The 18,715-nt window shown below is 53.1% G+C and carries 18 protein-coding genes; 4 read left to right on the plus strand and 14 right to left on the minus strand.

Annotation, left to right across the window (positions count from 1 at the left end; genetic code table 11):
• Position 1 precedes the first annotated feature (1 nt).
• Genes NFU03_RS06490 through NFU03_RS06505 form a run of 4 tightly spaced genes read right to left on the minus strand, consistent with a single transcriptional unit; the run spans position 2 to position 2,603 of the window.
• Entirely contained in the window at positions 2-241 is a 240-nt protein-coding gene (locus NFU03_RS06490) for a hypothetical protein (protein WP_251637168.1), read from the minus strand.
• Between the two features lie 33 nt (positions 242-274).
• Positions 275-1,711, minus strand: coding sequence for a hypothetical protein (locus NFU03_RS06495; protein ID WP_251637170.1), 1,437 nt, complete (start codon positions 1,709-1,711; stop codon positions 275-277).
• An 11-nt stretch (positions 1,712-1,722) separates the two neighbouring features.
• The gene (locus NFU03_RS06500) at positions 1,723-2,160 is read right to left on the minus strand and encodes a prepilin-type N-terminal cleavage/methylation domain-containing protein (protein WP_251637172.1); all 438 of its coding nucleotides are present in this window, start codon (positions 2,158-2,160) and stop codon (positions 1,723-1,725) included.
• Entirely contained in the window at positions 2,160-2,603 is a 444-nt protein-coding gene (locus NFU03_RS06505) for a PulJ/GspJ family protein (protein WP_251637175.1), read from the minus strand. Before NFU03_RS06505 ends, NFU03_RS06500 begins: the two co-directional genes overlap by 1 nt.
• Before the next feature lie 48 nt (positions 2,604-2,651).
• Between NFU03_RS06505 and NFU03_RS06510 the strand changes: the two genes are divergently transcribed.
• The gene (locus NFU03_RS06510) at positions 2,652-2,885 is read left to right on the plus strand and encodes a hypothetical protein (protein WP_251637176.1); all 234 of its coding nucleotides are present in this window, start codon (positions 2,652-2,654) and stop codon (positions 2,883-2,885) included.
• 141 nt (positions 2,886-3,026) lie between these two features.
• Here the strand turns inward: NFU03_RS06510 and NFU03_RS06515 are convergent, their stop codons facing one another.
• From NFU03_RS06515 to NFU03_RS06525, 3 genes are read right to left on the minus strand one after another with little or no spacing between them, the layout of a single operon-like run.
• Positions 3,027-4,754 (minus strand): GGDEF domain-containing protein, encoded by a 1,728-nt coding sequence (locus NFU03_RS06515; RefSeq protein ID WP_251637178.1) that lies wholly within the window; start codon positions 4,752-4,754, stop codon positions 3,027-3,029.
• A gap of 25 nt (positions 4,755-4,779) precedes the next feature.
• Complete coding sequence (locus tag NFU03_RS06520; protein WP_251637180.1) at positions 4,780-6,483, minus strand: sensor domain-containing diguanylate cyclase; 1,704 nt, start codon at positions 6,481-6,483, stop codon at positions 4,780-4,782.
• Between the two features lie 57 nt (positions 6,484-6,540).
• Positions 6,541-7,764 (minus strand): bifunctional folylpolyglutamate synthase/dihydrofolate synthase, encoded by a 1,224-nt coding sequence (locus tag NFU03_RS06525; RefSeq protein ID WP_251637182.1) that lies wholly within the window; start codon positions 7,762-7,764, stop codon positions 6,541-6,543.
• Between the two features lie 77 nt (positions 7,765-7,841).
• Between NFU03_RS06525 and NFU03_RS06530 the strand changes: the two genes are divergently transcribed.
• Together NFU03_RS06530 and NFU03_RS06535 are read left to right on the plus strand one after the other, a co-directional pair.
• A complete protein-coding gene (locus NFU03_RS06530) occupies positions 7,842-8,708 on the plus strand; it encodes an ATP-grasp domain-containing protein (protein ID WP_251637184.1) in 867 nt (288 codons plus the stop codon).
• Complete coding sequence (locus tag NFU03_RS06535) at positions 8,705-9,511, plus strand: ATP-grasp domain-containing protein (RefSeq protein ID WP_251637185.1); 807 nt, start codon at positions 8,705-8,707, stop codon at positions 9,509-9,511. Before NFU03_RS06530 ends, NFU03_RS06535 begins: the two co-directional genes overlap by 4 nt.
• Before the next feature lie 352 nt (positions 9,512-9,863).
• Here the strand turns inward: NFU03_RS06535 and NFU03_RS06540 are convergent, their stop codons facing one another.
• Positions 9,864-12,512, minus strand: coding sequence for a valine--tRNA ligase (locus NFU03_RS06540; protein WP_285835422.1), 2,649 nt, complete (start codon positions 12,510-12,512; stop codon positions 9,864-9,866).
• A 372-nt stretch (positions 12,513-12,884) separates the two neighbouring features.
• On the opposite strand from NFU03_RS06540, the gene NFU03_RS06545 reads away from it, so the two are divergent.
• A complete protein-coding gene (locus tag NFU03_RS06545) occupies positions 12,885-13,085 on the plus strand; it encodes a hypothetical protein (RefSeq protein WP_398289918.1) in 201 nt (66 codons plus the stop codon).
• Here NFU03_RS06545 and NFU03_RS06550 read toward each other — a convergent pair.
• The 6 genes from NFU03_RS06550 to ccsA all read right to left on the minus strand — a co-directional run bounded on the left by NFU03_RS06550 (position 13,056) and on the right by ccsA (position 18,692).
• Positions 13,056-13,745, minus strand: coding sequence for a hypothetical protein (locus tag NFU03_RS06550; RefSeq protein ID WP_251637188.1), 690 nt, complete (start codon positions 13,743-13,745; stop codon positions 13,056-13,058). The two genes, NFU03_RS06545 and NFU03_RS06550, sit on opposite strands and share 30 nt — an antisense overlap.
• 98 nt (positions 13,746-13,843) lie before the next feature.
• The gene (gene hemL / locus NFU03_RS06555) at positions 13,844-15,133 is read right to left on the minus strand and encodes a glutamate-1-semialdehyde 2,1-aminomutase (protein WP_251637189.1); all 1,290 of its coding nucleotides are present in this window, start codon (positions 15,131-15,133) and stop codon (positions 13,844-13,846) included.
• Positions 15,130-16,113 carry a porphobilinogen synthase gene (gene hemB / locus NFU03_RS06560; protein WP_251637192.1) on the minus strand — a complete coding sequence of 328 codons (984 nt, stop codon included), beginning with the start codon at positions 16,111-16,113 and terminating at the stop codon, positions 15,130-15,132. Before hemB ends, hemL begins: the two co-directional genes overlap by 4 nt.
• Before the next feature lie 3 nt (positions 16,114-16,116).
• Complete coding sequence (locus NFU03_RS06565) at positions 16,117-16,875, minus strand: uroporphyrinogen-III synthase (RefSeq protein WP_251637194.1); 759 nt, start codon at positions 16,873-16,875, stop codon at positions 16,117-16,119.
• The gene (gene hemC, locus NFU03_RS06570; RefSeq protein WP_251637196.1) at positions 16,865-17,797 is read right to left on the minus strand and encodes a hydroxymethylbilane synthase; all 933 of its coding nucleotides are present in this window, start codon (positions 17,795-17,797) and stop codon (positions 16,865-16,867) included. The genes NFU03_RS06565 and hemC overlap by 11 nt, the downstream gene beginning before the upstream one ends.
• Before the next feature lie 64 nt (positions 17,798-17,861).
• Positions 17,862-18,692 carry a cytochrome c biogenesis protein CcsA gene (ccsA, locus tag NFU03_RS06575; RefSeq protein ID WP_251637198.1) on the minus strand — a complete coding sequence of 277 codons (831 nt, stop codon included), beginning with the start codon at positions 18,690-18,692 and terminating at the stop codon, positions 17,862-17,864.
• Positions 18,693-18,715: the final 23 nt, after the last annotated feature.

The following is an 18,715-nucleotide window of genomic DNA, read 5'->3' on the forward strand; positions in this document are numbered from 1 at the left end:
TTTATTGCTCCGCCTGCCGCTTCGCCAGCAGTACAGCTGTCGCTAGTGATAAACCTATTATCACCAAAAGCGCATACCATACCGACATCGTCTGCGCCACCAGCATCGCGAGAAACGCTGTGGACGCCCCAAGCAGGACGATCCATAGGGTGATTGTCGGGAGTCGGTCGGTGCGGACGAACCAGAAGACGACCCCGGCGACGAGGAGAGTCAGTAGTAGTAAAAATAGGTAAGGTGTCATTTGGATCTCTCCTTCGGTTTTCTGAAGCGTACATTATTTATATTCAACATCGATTTGGGGAGTTGGCCAAATAGTTTCGTTAGGTACATCTTCTTGGCTGCCTACCCCACAATTTTTTAATGCATCAGATGGCTTTGAAAACTTTTCTATTTTATTTGACGTATAGTCATTTGAATGTTTAGTTTTTACTTTTCCGGACAAATAAATTCTGCTGTAACTGTCTATTGTAATATCTCCGTCAACCGTAAGGTCTCCAGCTATACAGAAACGGCTAGGGATATTACTATTTTTCTTCAAGTTTAGCTTGCCGCCAATATTTGCATTTCCGTTTACCGCAAAAGTTGAAGCTTGCAATTCCAAGTGTTTGTTCAAAGTCAAAACGCCGTCAATATTTAGAGTTGAATATTGTGCACTATTAATCATATCAGCTGTAAAAGGACCCTTCGTGTAAATGAATGAATGTTCTATATCATTCATGTTCCCAGCTCTATATGAACCATTAATGTACATCTTGGTGTGTTGAAGGTCATTCATATTTTTCGCTTTAAAACTTCCGTTAACTTTGTACTCAGAACCCATCAATTTATTCATGTTTTCAGCTTCAAAGTTCCCATTAATATAAACCTTTGTATCTTGTACGTCATTCATATTTCTAGCTATGAAATCCATGTTCGAATAGAGAGTGTTCCTTTGCAAATCGATGTTTCCATTATTCGCTTTGGCATAACCACTTGGGAAATATACGTGAGAGGCTTGAATAGAACTAACGTTATCATTTTTGTTGTAATAACATGTTTTGTCCTGAATTGAAGACGCGGAACAATGATTTCCCACACTTGTATTTGGATATAATTTTGTAAAATCAACATTACCTATTATTGATCCAGGTCCGTTATCGTTTCCTGGTGCAAGGTCAAAGGAGATGGTAATGAATTCTTGTAAATATGATAATTTTTTTCGCGGCACATTGTTATTAAATACTCCGCTTATCGATGAATTGATTATAACAGCACTGCCTTCATTGATTTCCTCTATAGTAAATTTTTCAGGTTCAAACGTGTATGAGTTACTAATTTGTATTTTAACTGGTGAACGATTAATTTCCTTAACTTCTTCATTTAAAATGTTGTAAAGCATGTTATTGATGTCTCTTTGAACAGATTTAAAGTCAACTGATTTTTGAGTACTGCCTGGTCTTTGAATTTCCCTTAACTGATCATTAATTAATTGGTTCGCCTTTTTTTCTAAAACAGGGACGCTTTGAAAATATAAGTTCGAAAAATAAGTTTTGTAGAAATCCACTCCTGCCTCAGCAGCTGTGACGGCGAGCTGGTTCTCGTCCACGCGCTGCTCCTGATTGGCGTTACTAATGGAACCGTTGATGAAGACAGCAGTAATGACAGTGATGAAAACAATAAGAAACAGAACGAGTAATAAGGTGTATCCATTTTCATTTCTTAGCTTTCTCAATTGACATCTCCTCAGCCTTCATTTTTATATCTTGAAATGATAGTCGGTACTTTCAATTTCTTATGATCTTTTATACTCTCAATAGTGAAGTCAGGTAGTTTAAGATCTTCTTCTTTCGGCTCTATATTTTCTTCTAAAGAAGGTCCATATCTAAATTGGTCGCTTGTATGTCTCAGTAACACTTCTGTTCCCTCACACGCTTTAACTGAAATATTATTATCGGAGATTGAAATATCGTAGCATTCTCCCTTACGATGTGCTGCCTGCAGTTTGGTTATAACCAAGTTGGCTTCCTGTTGAAGTTGCAGTTTTGTCGTTTCTACTTCTGTATGTTTGAAACTTATGGAGATTGTTGTCCAGATGAGAGCTGTTACTAATGAAATGAGAACGAGGACTGCAAGGAGCTCCACAAGAGTTAGGCCTCTTTGATTCAACTTTCCAATTTTCATCATTCCACCGCCACGTATCCAAATGACTCGCTGATTAGGCGATTGTTCTTTTGGATTTCAATAAGTATTTGGTGTAGCTGGACAACACCCTTGACTTGGGTATCCGCTGGTTTCACATCCGGACAATTCTTCACTTTGATAATCGGCGTATGATTGCTTTCAAACGGGTGTTTACCTGTATATGCAACTTGTGTCCAAGAGTTATTCGGACAGGCTGCAGTCCTGAGAACAGTCTTCTGGATAGTTTTATTTCTATACTCCTCCAGCACAATCCGAGCCTCATTCATCGTCTCCAGTTTCGTCTCGGTTCGGCTGTTGAACAGAGTCATCTGCGGGAAAATCGTCATGAAGGCGACGAAGACGATACCAAGAATGACGAGGGAGACGAGGATTTCGACGAGCGTGAGGCCTGCTTCCCGGTTGCTGTTTGGTTTTTGATGCATACGCTCACCCCGTTTCGGTCCTTTTTCCTATTCTCAGCATACAAGACTATGGGTGAGAGTTCAATAGAGAGTATGTGTAAGATTGGTGTATTTGTTGCGATGCTGGGCGGAGAATTGAACGGTTTAGTTATAGTATTAACAGCAAAAAGCGAAGCGCAGGCATTTTATCTTGTTTTGATTGGTCAAGTGCTTTTTAGCGCGGCGCTGGTTATTAGTGGGCATGGTTTCGCACGCGTTTATGAGCGTTTACACAATTTTATGAACGTTTTCCGAGATTTATGATCACTTTTCCATTTTTATGAGCGTTTTTCCTGATTTATGAGCGATATTTCGTTTTTATGAGCATTTTCCGTTTTATGAGCGCCCCCCTTCCCCAAAACCACCCCATCCAAAAAAAGAGACTGCCGCAGCAATCTCATCCCTTCATATTTCAATCGGTTTAGTTTTATCGTTCTCGTAGATACCGACGCGGTTGCGGCCGGCTTGTTTGCCGCCGATGTAGAGGGCGCGGTCGGCGTTGCGGAGCAGGCTTGTTTCGGATTCGGTGTCCTCCGGAATGGAGGAGACGCCGAGGCTGACGGTGAGGTGGATGCTGACGGGTCCGCGGTCGGCGGACAGATCGGGCACGATACGGAAGACGGATTCTTCCACCCGCTGCCGGATGCGTTCGGCTAGCTCCACGGCTTCTTCTTTTGAATGTCCTGGCAGCAGGAGGACGAACTCCTCGCCGCCATACCGGGCCAGTGTCCGGTCGTTCGTCTCGTAGTTTCGCAAAATGTCCGCGAAGGCGATCAAGATGTCATTGCCGCTCTGATGGCCGTAGGTGTCGTTGATGGACTTGAAATGGTCGATGTCCATGATGATTGCGGACAGAACCTGTACGTCGTCCGCCCGCAGACGCTCCATCTCGCGTGACAGCTGTTTCGTCAAATAGCGGAAGTTATGGAGTTTCGTCAGACCGCATTTTTCACTCTGAGCGATTGTATTTTCATAGTGGAACGCTTTCACGATGGACGTCTCGAAATAGCCCGCGAGCAACTCGACCATGCGCGTATCCAAGTCTTCGAAGAAATTGCGGCGGAAAGAAGTCATCAAGAGGAATCCTTCCGTCCTGCCGTTACGGATGACCGGGGTCATCATCAGGCTCTGGACCGCCGGGCTGAATGTGAAGTAGCTGAGTGAAGCCATCTCTTTCGGCGAGCCGCAGATGACCGTTTTGCTTATTTCCATGCGCAGAAACGCTTCCGGCTCATACGAAAAGTATTGGGCTTCCCTTGCGATCAGTCCGGCTTCCGAGCATTTCATCAGAGCAAGTTCTTTTTCGTGATGGACGTCAAGCAGGTACAGCTGATCATAGTTCGCAACGCCTTTGATCTTTTCAATGAAGATCTCGATTACTTCGTCTGTCCGAAGGCTTTCCGTCAGTTCATGGCCGATTTCAACGGCAGAAGTCAACTTGTCGTGGAATTCTCCCGAGAACGCATAGCGTCGGATGATAAAGAGAATCAGGAGAAACGGCATCCCGAACAGCAGGACGGCGAACGTTTCGAGCTGATCAGCGAGGAGGCTGTAGGCGATAGCGAGCGGGATGTAGACAAGTGTCATCGTCAGATCCCACAATCCAACGGTTTTCATCGCGTCGGTCGGTGCTTTTTCGAGCTTAAGGATGATGTACAGCACGAGCGTATTGCCGAGTGAATAGGTCAGTGCGTAGACGATAGCTGCCCCGGTGAACGCCCAGGGTGACATTTCCCCGCCGATCTGGCCGCCGACCGCGTAGAACGCGACTGCGCTGCAGACAGAGACGACGAGGAACATGAGAGAATTGGTTGTGAACCGGTACACCGGCGGAAGGCTCGATGTTTTGAAAATCTGGATCATGAGGATCGCAGCCTGCATGAAAATCATTTCAGCGAACAGTCCGTGCTGGAAAAAGATGACGAAGACGATCCATCGTTCGATCGAAATGCTGATGGATTTGAGGGTGAACGAAATATTCATCGTAATGATGAGCATGACGAAGTTAACGGCGAGGAACCATACATTTGCCTCAGCGAACGGGAACCGCATAAAGACTGCGTAAAACGCGGCTGGTACGAATAGCACCCACAGCAAAGAAGCCGCCCACTTTTTGGAACGTATTTCCGCCATTCCATCCCCTCCGTTTCATCTTCACTTACTTCACATAGCTTCCGACCCGGTTGCGTCCCGCCTGTTTCGCACCGATATAGAGGGCACGGTCAGCATTACGTAGAAGTGCCATCGCTTCGTCCGTGTCCTCCGGCGCACTTGAGACGCCGAAACTCGATGTGATGGCGATCACTTGGTTCTCTTCGTTTCCTGTGAGGCTGCCTCCGATGACCATACCGGTCTCCCCAATCTTCTTCCGGAGCATTTCCGCAAAACCGACAGCTTCGGATTTTTCGAAACCTGGAAGTATATAGACGAATTCCTCTCCGCCATATCGGGCGATTGTTCCGTTCTCCGGACAGTTCTCCTGCAGAATGCGGCCGAGCTGCTTCAGCACTTGGTTCCCGCTTTCGTGGCCGTACGTGTCATTCACCTTCTTGAAATGGTCGATATCAAGCATGACCACAGAGACCGCTGTGTAATTGCCATGCATCAGCAGAGCCATGTCTTTTGTCAGCTGTCCCTCGAGGAACCGGTAGTTGAACAGCCCGGTCAACGCACACCGGTTGTTCTCTTTCTCGGCCTCCTCGATGTACATCGCTTTTTCCATGGCGACGATATAGTAAGAACTGAGCAGGTCCAGGACATTCAAGTGATATTTGCTGAATGCATCCCGTTTCTCACTCCCGATGACGACGGCGCCGGCCGGCTTGTGATTACGGGTGAGCGGGACGCAGAGCAGGCTTTCAAAATTTGCCGGAACTGCCGTCATCGCCAAGTCCTTCCATTGTTCACGCCGCGAGAAGATGATACCGGTTCCTTCTGTGAGCGTGCGGCCGGCGATCCCCTGCCCGCTTCCGAGCCGGACTTCAGGCGGCAGTGACTTTTCGCCTTGGACATAGAACTGTCTCGGCTCAAGCCAACCTTCAAAATATTCGTACAAATAAACATAATAAGCGCCGAATAATGCTGCCGTCTCGGTCATGAACTCTTCCGTGATGCCCTTCCGGCTTGTCTTTGCGGTTAGCTGCCGGCCAATCTTCCCGGCAGACTCGATGTAGTCATTCAAGTCCTCCTGCTGCGTGTTCAGCCGCAAGACGAGTGTGATGAAGAAAAATGGAATGCCGACGAGGAAATACCCGATAAACCCGTAGAGGGCGAGCATGTAATAGAGAGACATGGACAGCGGGACGATGATGATCAGGCGGACGTAATGGAACAGCGTCTCCTTGAATGTGTTTTTCCGCATGCGCCCGGTCAGCCGGCTGTACAGGACGAACACCGCATCATAGAGCACCGAATAGGTGATCTGGTAGGCGAAGATGCCGAGTACGAGTGCGCCGAATGCAAGCGTGCCGATGTGCGCGCCAGTCAGCGCATACGCAGCTGCCGAAACGAACGACAGCAGGAAATAGGCGAGCGAGTTGTAGAACAGCCTGTACATGACGTCTCCGGTATGCGCTTTCGCAAGGACGGCGGCGATGACGATGACCTGCGTGACGAGCACTTCCGCTGTCAGGCCGTACAGCAGGAAGACCGGCAGTGTGAACCAGACGAAAAGGACGATCGATTTGCCGTTGTAGACCATCGGATAGTAGATGCTCAGGAAGCCGAGTGCAACCGTGAAGGCAAGCCACGTCCAGTTGACGTCAGGCAGCGGGTAGAACGTCAGGAGATACGCAATGCCGGTCGGTACTGTGACAATCCAGATCAGAACGACCATCCAAAATGACCGGCTTGCTGCTTTCATCGACTCCACCCACTTTCGCTGCCTTTGCAGTGCAGAATTTTCTAGTTATATAGTCTATTAAAGTATATGAGCCTTTAGACCATTTAGCAAGTATAAAGACCCTGAGACTATTTTCTTCCGGGGCGAATCATTAGTTAGTATTATAGATGCATCCAGCGTCCCTGTCACCTGTTTATTTCCAAAATGGCAGTTTTCGTATAAGGCTCGGGCGGAAGTTGCGCCGGGGTCACTGAAATCTGTGAAAGTGAAGGAATGCGCTACAGGAATCAGTTCATCGAGCACTGCTCTGCTGTCTTTGTTCGCCATCATACCGATGACGAAGTCGACCGTCTCGCCGGGGAACTGCTCTTCGATCGTCTGGCGGAGCCGTTTTGCAGCAGCGGGGTTGTGTGCGCCGTCGAAATAGACGCCAGGTGCCACTTCTTCGAAACGGAACGCGAGCTGTGCTTCCCTTATACCTTCACGGATTGCGTCTTCGTCAATATCAGGACAGGCGAGCAGCACGCTTTCGATGGCGACTGCCGCGTTGACCGCCTGGTGCGGTCCTTTCAGCCGTCGCTCGATGTGGCTGACTTCGCGGATTCCGCTGAAGGACTCATCCGTTCCCCCATCCATCCTGAAGTCACGGCCGTACACATAGCAGGGGCTGTCCAGTCCGGCTGCAATCCGTTCCGCTTCAGCGAGCGCCTCATCCGGCAGGTCCCCGCAGACGGCCGGGATGCCGGATTTAAAGATCCCCGCTTTGTGCCAGGCGATCGACGTGAGTGAGTCGCCGAGGAACTCGGTATGGTCCTTCGCGATCGATGTAATGACAGTGACTGCAGGGTCCAGGACATTCGTGCTGTCGAACCGGCCGCCGAGCCCGCATTCGACGAGGATGATGTCAGGACGGACGTTTGCGAACGTGACAAATGCAGCTGCTGTCAGCAGTTCGAAATCAGTGAGCCGGCCGCTGAGCCCTGCGTCTTTGATCGTACGGAAGCTCTCGAGCAGTTCGTCCTCGGTCGTGTTGCGTCCGTCGAGACGGATCTGATCATGGATGTCAATCATCGCCGGTGATGTGAACACGCCCGTCGTCATGCCCGCCGCCCGGAAGATCCGTTCCATGAAGGCGACAGTCGATCCTTTGCCGTTCGTGCCGGCGACGTGGATGGCGCGCAGCTGTTTCTGCGGACTGCCGAGGCGGTGCATTGCTTCCATGATCGCTTCAAGGCCGGGTTTTATCGTATTGCTGCTTGTCAGGCCAGTCCTGTTTTTGTAGTCGTCCAACTTCGGAATCATCCTTATCCCCCGCCTTATGCTAAACTTGAGTGAATTCAATGTGTACTAAAGTATAGCATGAGAAAGAAGGGGCCGTTTTGAAAACATGCTGGATTATTTATAATGGTAGTTTAACGAGCGATAAATTCAGGGACCAGGCCGATCTTGTCCACGAGGCAGCCGTTCGTGCGGGTGTCAGGTCCGTCATCTTGAAAAATTACGAAGTGCTTATGGACGTGACAGGTCACTTTGCGGACAAGCCGGATTTCGTCGTCTTTCTCGATAAAGACATCGTGCTCGCGACGTATTTGAAGTCGCACGGCATTCCGGTATTCAATGATCCGGATGTGATTGAGCGCTGTGACAACAAGACGAAACAGGCGGTGACGCTTGCTGCGGACGGCGTGCCGATGCCCCGGACGATCCTCGCGCCGAAAGTGTACCCGAATTTCACGATCCGTGACAGCGGATTCTATGAGCGGGTGCTCGGTGAAATCGGCCTCCCAATGATCATCAAGGAAGCGCGCGGTTCGTTCGGCATGAATGTGTATCTAATCGAGACGGAAAACGCATTTTATGATAAAGTCGACAGCCTGCGGGGCAAGGAGTATCTGTTCCAAGAATTCGTCGCGTCGAGCCGCGGCAGGGATATCCGGGTGAACGTCGTCGGTGGCCGGGTGGCCGCCGCCATGGCGCGGTCTTCCGAAACCGATTTCCGCGCGAACATCACGAACGGCGGAGTTGCCTCTGTCGTGGATCTGACGCCTGAACAGGAGGCGGTCGCCCTGCAGGCAGCACGTTCCGTCGGGGCGGATTTTGCCGGAGTCGACCTGCTGTACGGACCGGGCGGGCAGCCGCTCGTATGCGAAGTGAACGGTGCGGCGCATATCCGCAACATCTATAATGTGACGGGCATCAACGTCGCGGACGCGATGATTTCCTACATACTGGAGGGGTTGTCATGAATGGATGGCTCGTCTACAGCCAGGAAGAGTCGGTGAGGAATGAGTGGTTCGCTGGACGTCTTATCGAGTCGGCTTCAGAATACCGCCTGCAGCTTGACCTGATGATCGAGGAAGAGATGGCGGAGTTGCCGGTGCTCCCTGATTTCGTCATTTACCGCGGCAGGGACCATTCGTTCAGCCGCCGTCTGGAAGAAGCCGGAGTGCGTCTGTTTAACCGCAGCGAAGTGACCCGCATTGCGAATGACAAGCTGCAGACGGCTCAACTTGCGATGCTGCTCGGCATTCCGGTGGTTCCAACCCGGGAACTGCAGCGCCCTGCGGAGATCCGCACGTTTCCGGCAGTGGTGAAGACGGTATCCGGCCATGGCGGGAAGGATGTATTCCTATGTGAGACCATGGCTGACGTCGAGCAGCTCCTTGCAGAACGCCCTGATGATTTATGGATCTTCCAGCCGTTCATCGAGCACGGAGCGTCCGACGTTCGTGTATACATGCTCGGCGAGGAATGTACCGGCGCTGTCAGGCGGACCGGGGCGGACTCGTTCAAATCGAACGTAGCGCTCGGCGGACATGCGGAACGTTTCAGCCCCCCTGCCCCACTGCTGGCATTTGCGGAGAAGATCGTGAAAGCGGTAAAAAGCGATTACATCGGCATCGATTTCATCCAGAACGAAGAAGGTGTCTGGCTGCTGAATGAAATCGAAGACCCTGTCGGCGCTCGGTCGCTTTATGAAACGAGTGATTGCGACGCCGCCCGCGAGCTGATGCGGTATATAGATCGGAAACTGAAGAAACCCTTTTGACTCACAAGCGGAGTCATAAGGGTTTTTGCATGGGAGAGCCTGATTGGTGGCGCTTCGCTTGTTTACTGTGGGGATTGCCCGCTGAATGGGAGGGGGTTATGAGCGGTTTTGGTAGTTTATGAGCGTTTTCTACGATTTATGAGCGGTTTTGGTAGTTTATGAGCGTTTTCTACGATTTATGAGCGCTTTTCCTGTTTTATGAGCGATTTCAGCGTTTTATGAGCGGTTTCCCAGATTTATGAGCGCTTCCACGTTTTTATGAGCGGTTTCCCACTTTTATGAGCGCCACCCGCTTTAACTCCATCAAACAGAAAAGGCTCCGCAGCAGCGGAGCCCACCATTCATCTTTTCTTTAGATCTCTTTCAATTCCTGGATACGTCGCTCGACAGCGGCGTGTTTGTCCAGGTAGTCCTGCTCTTTCGCCCGTTCTTCGTCGACAACAGCCTGCGGAGCTTTCGAGAGGAAGCGTTCGTTCGACAGTTTGCCCTGGACGCGTTTCACTTCGCCGGCCCACTTGCCGAGTTCTTTTGTCAGCCGTGCGATCTCCTCGTCAATGTCAAGAAGACCTTCAAGCGGCAGGAACAGCTCTGCGCCAGTGACGACGGCAGACATTGATTTGCCTGGTGCCTGGACGTCCACTCCGATTTCGAGTGATTCCGGGTTGCAGAACTTCTCTACGTACGCCCGGTTTTCATTCAGCACGGCAGCTGTCGCTTCGTCCTTCGCAGCAATATAGAGCGGCACTTGGCGGCTCATCGGCGTGTTCACTTCCGCACGAATGTTGCGGACCGCTTTGATGACATCTGTCAGCAAGTGCATGTCATCCGACCGCTTGTCATTCGTAAACTGAGGATCGGCGACCGGCCATGGAGCAACGGTGATCGACTCCCCGCTGTGCGGCAGGTTCTGCCAGATCTCCTCGGTGATGAACGGCATGAGCGGATGCAGCAGGCGCATCGTATTGTCGAGCACGTGCGCGAGCACGGAACGCGTCATCTGCTTCGCTTTTTCATCTTCACCATATAACGGCAGCTTCGCCATCTCGATGTACCAGTCACACACATCATCCCAGATGAAGTTATAGAGCGCGCGGCCGACTTCGCCGAACTCGTAGCGGTCCGATAGCTTCGTGACGGCGTCGATCGTTTCGTTCAGGCGCGTCAAGATCCAGTCATCCGCGACGGACCGTTCGCCGGACAAGTCGATTTCATCGTATGTCATACCTTCCATGTTCATGAGGGCAAAACGCGATGCGTTCCAGATTTTATTCGCAAAGTTCCAGATCGCTTCGACCTTCTCCGTCGAGTAGCGCAGATCCTGGCCGGGCGATGAACCTGTCGCAAGGAAGTAGCGGAGCGCATCGGCACCGTACTGGTCGATGACGTCCATAGGATCGACACCATTGCCGAGTGATTTCGACATTTTGCGGCCGTCTTCGGCACGGACGAGACCGTGGATGAGCACGTCATCGAACGGACGCTGTTCCGTGAATTCGAGCCCCTGGAAGATCATGCGGGACACCCAGAAGAAGATGATGTCGTAGCCCGTCACGAGTGCATCTGTCGGGTAGTAGCGCTTGAATTCCGGATTCTCCGTGTCCGGCCAGCCCATCGTCGAGAACGGCCACAGTGCGGACGAGAACCACGTATCGAGCACGTCGTTTTCCTGATGCCAGTTTTCGATGTCGGCAGGCGCTTCCTCGCCGACGTACACTTCCCCGGTTTCGTTGTGGTACCAGGCCGGGATACGGTGGCCCCACCAGAGCTGGCGGGAGATGCACCAGTCGTGGACGTTCTCCATCCACGTCAGATACGTCTTCTCGAAACGGTCCGGCACGAAGTTCACTTTGCCTTCCGTCTTCTGGAGCTCGATCGCCTTTTCAGCAAGCGGCTGCATTTTGACGAACCATTGCGTCGACAAGTATGGTTCAACGACAGCACCGCTCCGCTCCGAGTGGCCGACGGAATGGTTGTGTTCTTCAATCTTGAACAAGACATCCATGTCCTGGAGGTCCTTGACGATCACTTTCCGGCATTCGAACCGGTCCATGCCTTCATATTTACCGGCGAGGCTGTTCATCGAGCCGTCTTCGTTCATGACGAGCACGCGCGGCAGATCATGGCGGTTGCCGATTTCGAAGTCGTTCGGATCGTGGGCCGGCGTGATCTTCACGGCGCCGCTTCCGAAGTCCATTTCGACGTAATCGTCCGCAACAATCGGAATTTCACGTCCGACGATCGGCAGCTTGACCGTTTTGCCGATCAGGTGCTGGTAACGTTCGTCTTCCGGATGGACAGCGACTGCTGTATCTCCGAGCATCGTCTCAGGACGTGTCGTCGCGATTTCAATGCTTCCGGTTCCATCTGCGAGCGGGTACCGCATATGATAGAAGGCACCCGCTACATCTTTGTGGATGACTTCGATATCGGACAGCGCTGTTTTCGTCGCGGGATCCCAGTTGATGATATATTCGCCGCGGTAGATCAGCCCTTTGTTATAGAGCTTGACGAACACCTCACGGACTGCACGGGAGAGGCCTTCATCAAGGGTGAATCGCTCGCGTGAGTAATCGAGGGCCAACCCGAGTTTCGACCATTGTTCACGAATATGGCCAGCGTACTCCTCTTTCCATTCCCACGTTTTCTCGAGGAATTTCTCGCGGCCGAGGTCATAGCGGGTCTGTCCGCCGGCGCGCAGTTTCTCTTCGACTTTCGCCTGCGTCGCGATGCCGGCGTGGTCCATGCCGGGCAGCCATAGAGCATCATAGCCCTGCATGCGTTTCATGCGGATCAGGATATCCTGCAGCGTTGTATCCCATGCATGACCGAGGTGAAGTCTGCCTGTTACGTTCGGCGGCGGGATGACGATCGTATACGGCTCTTTCCCGCTTTCCGGCTGCGCTTTGAAGTAGCCGCCTTCGAGCCACCAGCCGTAGCGGTCTTTCTCGATCGTCTGCGGATCGTACTTTGTCGGCATTTCAACTTGCTGTTTGTCTGTCATAACCATTCCTCCTCGAGTGTTGAAATCAGGGAATGCTGTGTCTCCGGAAATCCTTCCGGAAACACAAAAAACCCCTTCGCCAGTAAAGGACGAAGGAGTCAGTTCGCGGTACCACCTTTATTTGCATGCGTGCGGGTCTGCACTCATGCCTCAACAAAAATAACGGTTTTTCACCGGCGTTACGCTACTGGCCTGCACGTTCACGTAAGCTGCTGACGGGTGACGAACTGTCCGGCTGCAATAGGTCCTCCCACCGTACCGGACCCTCTCTGCCAATTGCCTGCTGGACTGCTTTCCCGCTCACTGCATCCCTATGCTGTTTCCAACAGTGTACCGGATAGGAGCCGGCTCCGTCAAGCCCACTGCGAAAGGATGGTGTCATTGAGACGAGGATACAACCCGTATCTGCTGCCGCCCTGGCTGCGCAAGACCCGCTTCTACTGCAAGACGATCATCATCCCGATCTCCTGTTTCCAGCTCATCCGGCTGCTGATCGTACCGACAACCGGAGATTTCCTGCTTCTATGTCTCCTGTGCGGATGCTCATTTTTGTTCTATAAAAACATCATTTAAGGTGAATGGCGTTACGGAATAGCCGTCTTCCAGATCGCGGATGAAGGCCAGCATCTCGTGATGACCGCTTTCTTCGGATACCGCTGCGAGGAGAGCCACACTCGAGCTGTCTTGATCAAGGGCTTCGGCTGACGCGGCAGCACCTGCTTCACTATCCGTTTCTTGGACGGCGGATGCCGCTGCCGCTGTCTGTCCTGCGTCTTTCTGTGCTGTCTCAGCAGCTGCCGTCACTTCAGGAGCAGGCGCCGCCGGTTCCGGCGTTTCTGCGACAGCTTGTACGGTCCACATGACGAGCAGGTCGCCGCTGTCCGTCGCGGATGCCGTGGAATCGATGACACTTGCAGTGACACGCGCGCCGTGGGCTGCCGGCAGATCGACTTCGAGCGGCACAGCATACTCGAAATAGCCGTTCGTCCCTTCGATCTCGACATCATCGATCATGATGGCGCCGTCCGGATCTTCCGCCGCTTCCCCCGCCGCTTTTTCTGCAAGCGTCACATTGGCCGCTATGTGATAAATCCCCGACAGCCGGACGGCATCTTCCGTCTGATCATCCTGATAGCCGGCTGTCACTTTCACCTCATTCACTTCGGATACACTGCCTGCTGACGCGGGAAACTGGAATGTCTCCGACAACGTCCACTCGATCGGTTTTTTCATTGAGCCGCCTCCTTTTACTCCTGCATTGTATGCGGAAACGGCTGCAAACAGACCAAAAGCCTTCCCGGCAGCTAGGCATGCTGGAAAGGCTTGTTCGGTCATTTCTTCAATTTGGCGAAAACGGTATGGAATGCCTGTACCGTTTTTGCGATGTGCTCTTCGGTATGCGCAGCCGACAGGAACATCCCTTCGAACTGCGACGGCGGGAGGAAAATGCCCTCTTCCGCCATGAGCCGGTAGTACTCCGCGAACAACTGAAGATCGGAAGACTTGGCTGACTCGTAATCGGTGACGTCTTCGTTCGTGAAGAAGAAACCGATCATCGAGCCGGCACGGTTCACAGTGTGCGGAATGTTGTTCGCTTCCGCTGCTTCGCGGAACCCTTGTTCCAGCTGATCGCCGAGTTTCACGAAGTGATCGTATGATTCAGGGTTGAGGCGCTTCAACGTTTCGATGCCTGCTGTCATTGCGAGCGGGTTCCCGGAAAGTGTGCCGGCCTGGTAAACCGTTCCAGCCGGTGCGATGTGTTCCATGATCTCACGCTTGCCGCCGTAGGCACCGACCGGGAGTCCCCCGCCGATCACTTTTCCGAGGCACGTCAGATCCGGCGTCACGCCGAAGTAGCCTTGCGCGCAGTTGTAACCGACACGGAATCCGGTCATCACTTCATCGAAGACGAGCAGTGTGCCGTTCTCTTCGGTCATCTTGCGCAGTTCCTGCAGGAATCCCTCTTTCGGAGGGACGACGCCCATGTTGCCGGCGACCGGCTCGACGATGACGGCTGCCAGGTCGCTGCCGTATTCCTTGAAGGCGACTTTCAGGCTTTCCAGGTCATTGTACGGGACGGTGATCGTGTTTTTCGCGATACCTTCCGGGACACCCGGGCTGTCCGGCAGGCCGAGTGTTGCGACACCCGATCCCGCCTTGATGAGAAGGGAATCGCCGTGGCCATGGTAGCAGCCTTCGAACTTCAGAATCAGATTGCGCTTCGTATAGCCGCGCGCAAGACGGAGCACGCTCATCGTCGCTTCTGTTCCAGATGAAACCATGCGGATCATTTCGATCGACGGCACGCGGTCGATGACGAGTTCCGCCAGTTCGTTCTCAAGAAGAGTCGGTGCTCCAAAGCTCGATCCTTTGACCGCAGCTTTCTGCAGCGCTTCGACGACGCCGTCTTCCGCATGGCCTAAGATAAGAGGGCCCCATGACAGCACATAGTCGATGTATTCATTGCCATCGATGTCCTTGATGATCGCGCCTTTGCCGCTCTCCATGAAGATCGGATCCATGTTGACCGATTTGAACGCACGGACCGGGGAATTGACCCCGCCCGGCATGAGATCTACCGCGTCAGCGAATGCCTGTTTCGATTTTGTATAGTCTCTCATTTCGTCTCCTCCAGCCAGCGCGCTGCGTCTTTTGCATGATAGGTCATGATCAGATCCGCTCCCGCGCGTTTCATGCTTGTCAGTGTTTCAAGGACGATCCGCTGCTCGTCGACCCAGCCGTTCAATGCAGCGGCTTTCACCATGGCGTACTCCCCGCTCACATTATAGGCGACGAGCGGCAGCAGCGTGTTATTCTTCACGTCGCGCATGATATCCAAGTAGGACAGCGCCGGTTTGACGATCAGGAAATCCGCGCCTTCCGCGATGTCGGACTCCGCTTCACGGAGCGCTTCCATGCGGTTCGCAGGATCCATCTGGTACGCCTTGCGGTCACCGAATTGCGGCGTGGAATCGGCTGCATCCCGGAACGGACCGTAATACGCAGACGCATACTTCACGGCATAACTCATGATCGGAATCTCTTCGAAGCCCGCTTCGTCGAGCCCGTGGCGGATCGCAGTGACGAACCCATCCATCATGTTGGACGGCGCGATAATATCCGCTCCAGCTTTCGCCTGGGAGACCGCCGTCTTCACGAGAAGGTCGAGGGATGGATCGTTCAGGACACGCTCCCCTTCGATGACACCGCAGTGGCCGTGGTCTGTATACTCGCACAGGCACGTATCAGCGACGACGATCAGTTCCGGATGCCGTTCTTTCGTCAGGCGGATCGCTTCCTGGATGATGCCGTGGTCATGATACGCCCCGCTGCCGACAGCATCTTTTTCCGTAACGACTCCGAAGAAGATGACCGAGGGAATACCGAGGGCGACCGCTTCGTCGAGTTCATCGGCAAGACGGTCCATCGAATGCTGGTAGACGCCCGGCATCGATGGCACTTCCTGCTTCACGTCCTCACCTTCGATGACGAAGATCGGATAGATGAAGTCCTTTACATCCAGCTGTGTTTCCCGCACCATCGCGCGCATTCCCGCAGTGCTGCGGAGACGGCGGTGGCGTTTGAAGTTCAATTGTGTCATAGGTCAGTTCCTTCCTTTCGACTCGGCGAGCGTCCGCACGAGTTCCGGTAAAGTATAAGTATCCGGCATGACGTCGGCAGCTGCTCCCGCCTCGGTCAATGCCCGTTCCGTAATGTGCCCGATGGCGCCGATCGTATAACCGGTCCAGCCGATACGGGGTGCTGCATAGTCGCTGAACACCCGGACCGCCGAAGGGCTTGCGAACAGGATCGACAGAGGGCCGCCCTGCTGCGCAAGTGAGACGATCCCGGCTGCTGAGGCCGTTTCCGGTTCCGTTTCGTATACCGTCCATTCGTCGACCGATAGCGGCAGTTCGTCCGTGATGAGCGACCCTGCGAGGTTCCCTTTGACGAAAAGGGCCCTGAGCGATTCACCAGCAGGGCTGAACTGCCGGACGAAGACATCCGCGCTGAATATGTCGGGGATGAAATCGACCCGGAAACCGAGCCGCCCGAGGGCCGCAGCCGTCTTATAGCCGACAGCTGCCACATACACCGAGAAATCCGCAGCGGTCATACCCGCCCGGCCCAGTTTCGCGCTGAATGCGGCGACGGCACTCTGACTCGTGAAAATGAGCCAATCATACGACTGCGCCCGTTTCATCTTCAGATGGTCTTCATCGTCCAGCCGCTCCGACGTCCTGATGAGCGGCAGTGAAACCGGCTCGCCGCCGTATTGCCTGACCAGCTCAAACGGTTCTTCGGATTTCTTCGTACTCGTGAAGACGACTGTTTCGCCCGCAAGCGGCAGCTTACTGTCCATCCATTTCAGCCTTCACCCGCTCGATGACGTCCGCTGCACCTTCACTGCGGAGTTTTTCAGCGACGAGCTGTCCGGCTTCGACCGGAGTCGCGGCAGTGGCCGTATGACGGTAGACGACGGACGCATCCGGTGCAGCGATGAAACCGGTCAGCGCAATGCCATCTTCGGAAGCACGGGCGAATCCACCGATCGGCACTTGGCAAGAGCCGTCCATTTCACGGAGGAATGTCCGCTCCGCTTCCACTTCGCGGAACGTCTGTTCATCATTCATCTTTGCAAGTTCTGCCAGCAGTTCAGCATCATCGGAACGGCATTCGATCGACAGCGCCCCTTGCCCGACGGCAGGGATGCAGTCTTCCAAATTCATGTATTCAGTGATGATGTCCTCGCCCCAGCCCATCCGTTTCAGACCGGCAGCCGCGAGCAAGATTGCGTCGTATTCGCCGTCCTGCATCTTCTTCAGGCGGGTATCGATGTTGCCTCGGATCCACTTGATTTCCAGATCGGGACGCAGCAGCAGCAGCTGGGAGCTGCGGCGCAGGGAGGACGTACCGACAACTGCGCCTTCCGGCAGGTCTTTGAACGCGACATTGCCATTCGAGATGAATGCATCACGCGGGTCGACCCGTTTCGGGATACAGCCGACGATGAGGCCTTCCGGCAGCACAGAGGGCATGTCTTTCATGCTATGTACGGCGAAGTCAATCTCCTTATCGAACAGCGCCTGCTGGATTTCCTTAACGAACAGACCTTTGCCGCCGACTTTCGACAACATGACGTCGACGATCCGGTCGCCTTTCGTTACAATCTCTTTCACTTCGAATTCGAACGGCGCACCAGCCGCTTTCATCTGTTCGATGAACCAATTCGTCTGCGTCAGTGCAAGCTTGCTTCTTCGGGAACCTACGATAATTTTTCTCAATGTCCTCTTCCTTCCTCATGTGGATGCATCCGTTACAGCTGACAGCTTGCCGTAAAAAGACAGCTTACAGCCAAAAATGGAATTGCGATAGTTTGCTTCCTAAAAAGAAATTGATGATGATCAGGACGAACGCGATCACATTCGCCCATGCAAAATCGGCTGCCTGCAGTCTGCCCCGCCTGTTCAGGACGAGCAGGACACTGTAGACGACCAGCAGCAGGAACGAGCCGACGATCTTCACATCGAACACATTCCAGTCATCGAGCGCCATATACGCCCACTGCACGCCGAGTATCAGACTGACGAGCAGTACGGGGATACCCGTGTAGATGGCGGACTTCATGCCCGTCAGCGCATGCTGCAGTGACGGGAGGCGGCTGAACTGGGCGGTCCATTTCTTCTTCTTCAGCAGATTATAGACGAGCAGATACAAAATCGCGAATACAAAGGCCATCGCGAACGCCGCGTACGACAGGATGGCGAACGTAATATGGATGAACAGCAGTTCGGAGACGAGCGCTGTGGCGACACCCGCACCGGCAGCCTGCACCGGCGCAAAAATATGGATTGTCATGAAACTGAACGCGATGACGTTCAGGAAGAACCCGGCATAGCTCGTGCGGTACTTGAGCTGGATCCCGAGCGACAGCACAATAAGGATCCAGGCGAAGAAGTAGACACCGTCATAGAGCGACAGGACCGGCAGCTGCCCCGTCATGTAGGCTGCCCGCAGGAGGAACCCTGTCTGCAGCACGAAGACGGTCACGGTCATCCAGAAAGCCGCAGTCTGTGAGCGCCGGTCTTTGTTCAGGAAGTCGATGAAGTAAAATATCAAGCTGACTGCATAGAGCACGAGCATCGCTTCCTGCAGCCGCGCTATTGTCATATCTGCCATAGGCCAACCTCTGCCTTTCTGTC

Origin of the sequence: Sporosarcina sp. NCCP-2716, assembly GCF_023707985.1 — a bacterium.
Lineage (GTDB): Bacteria > Bacillota > Bacilli > Bacillales_A > Planococcaceae > Sporosarcina.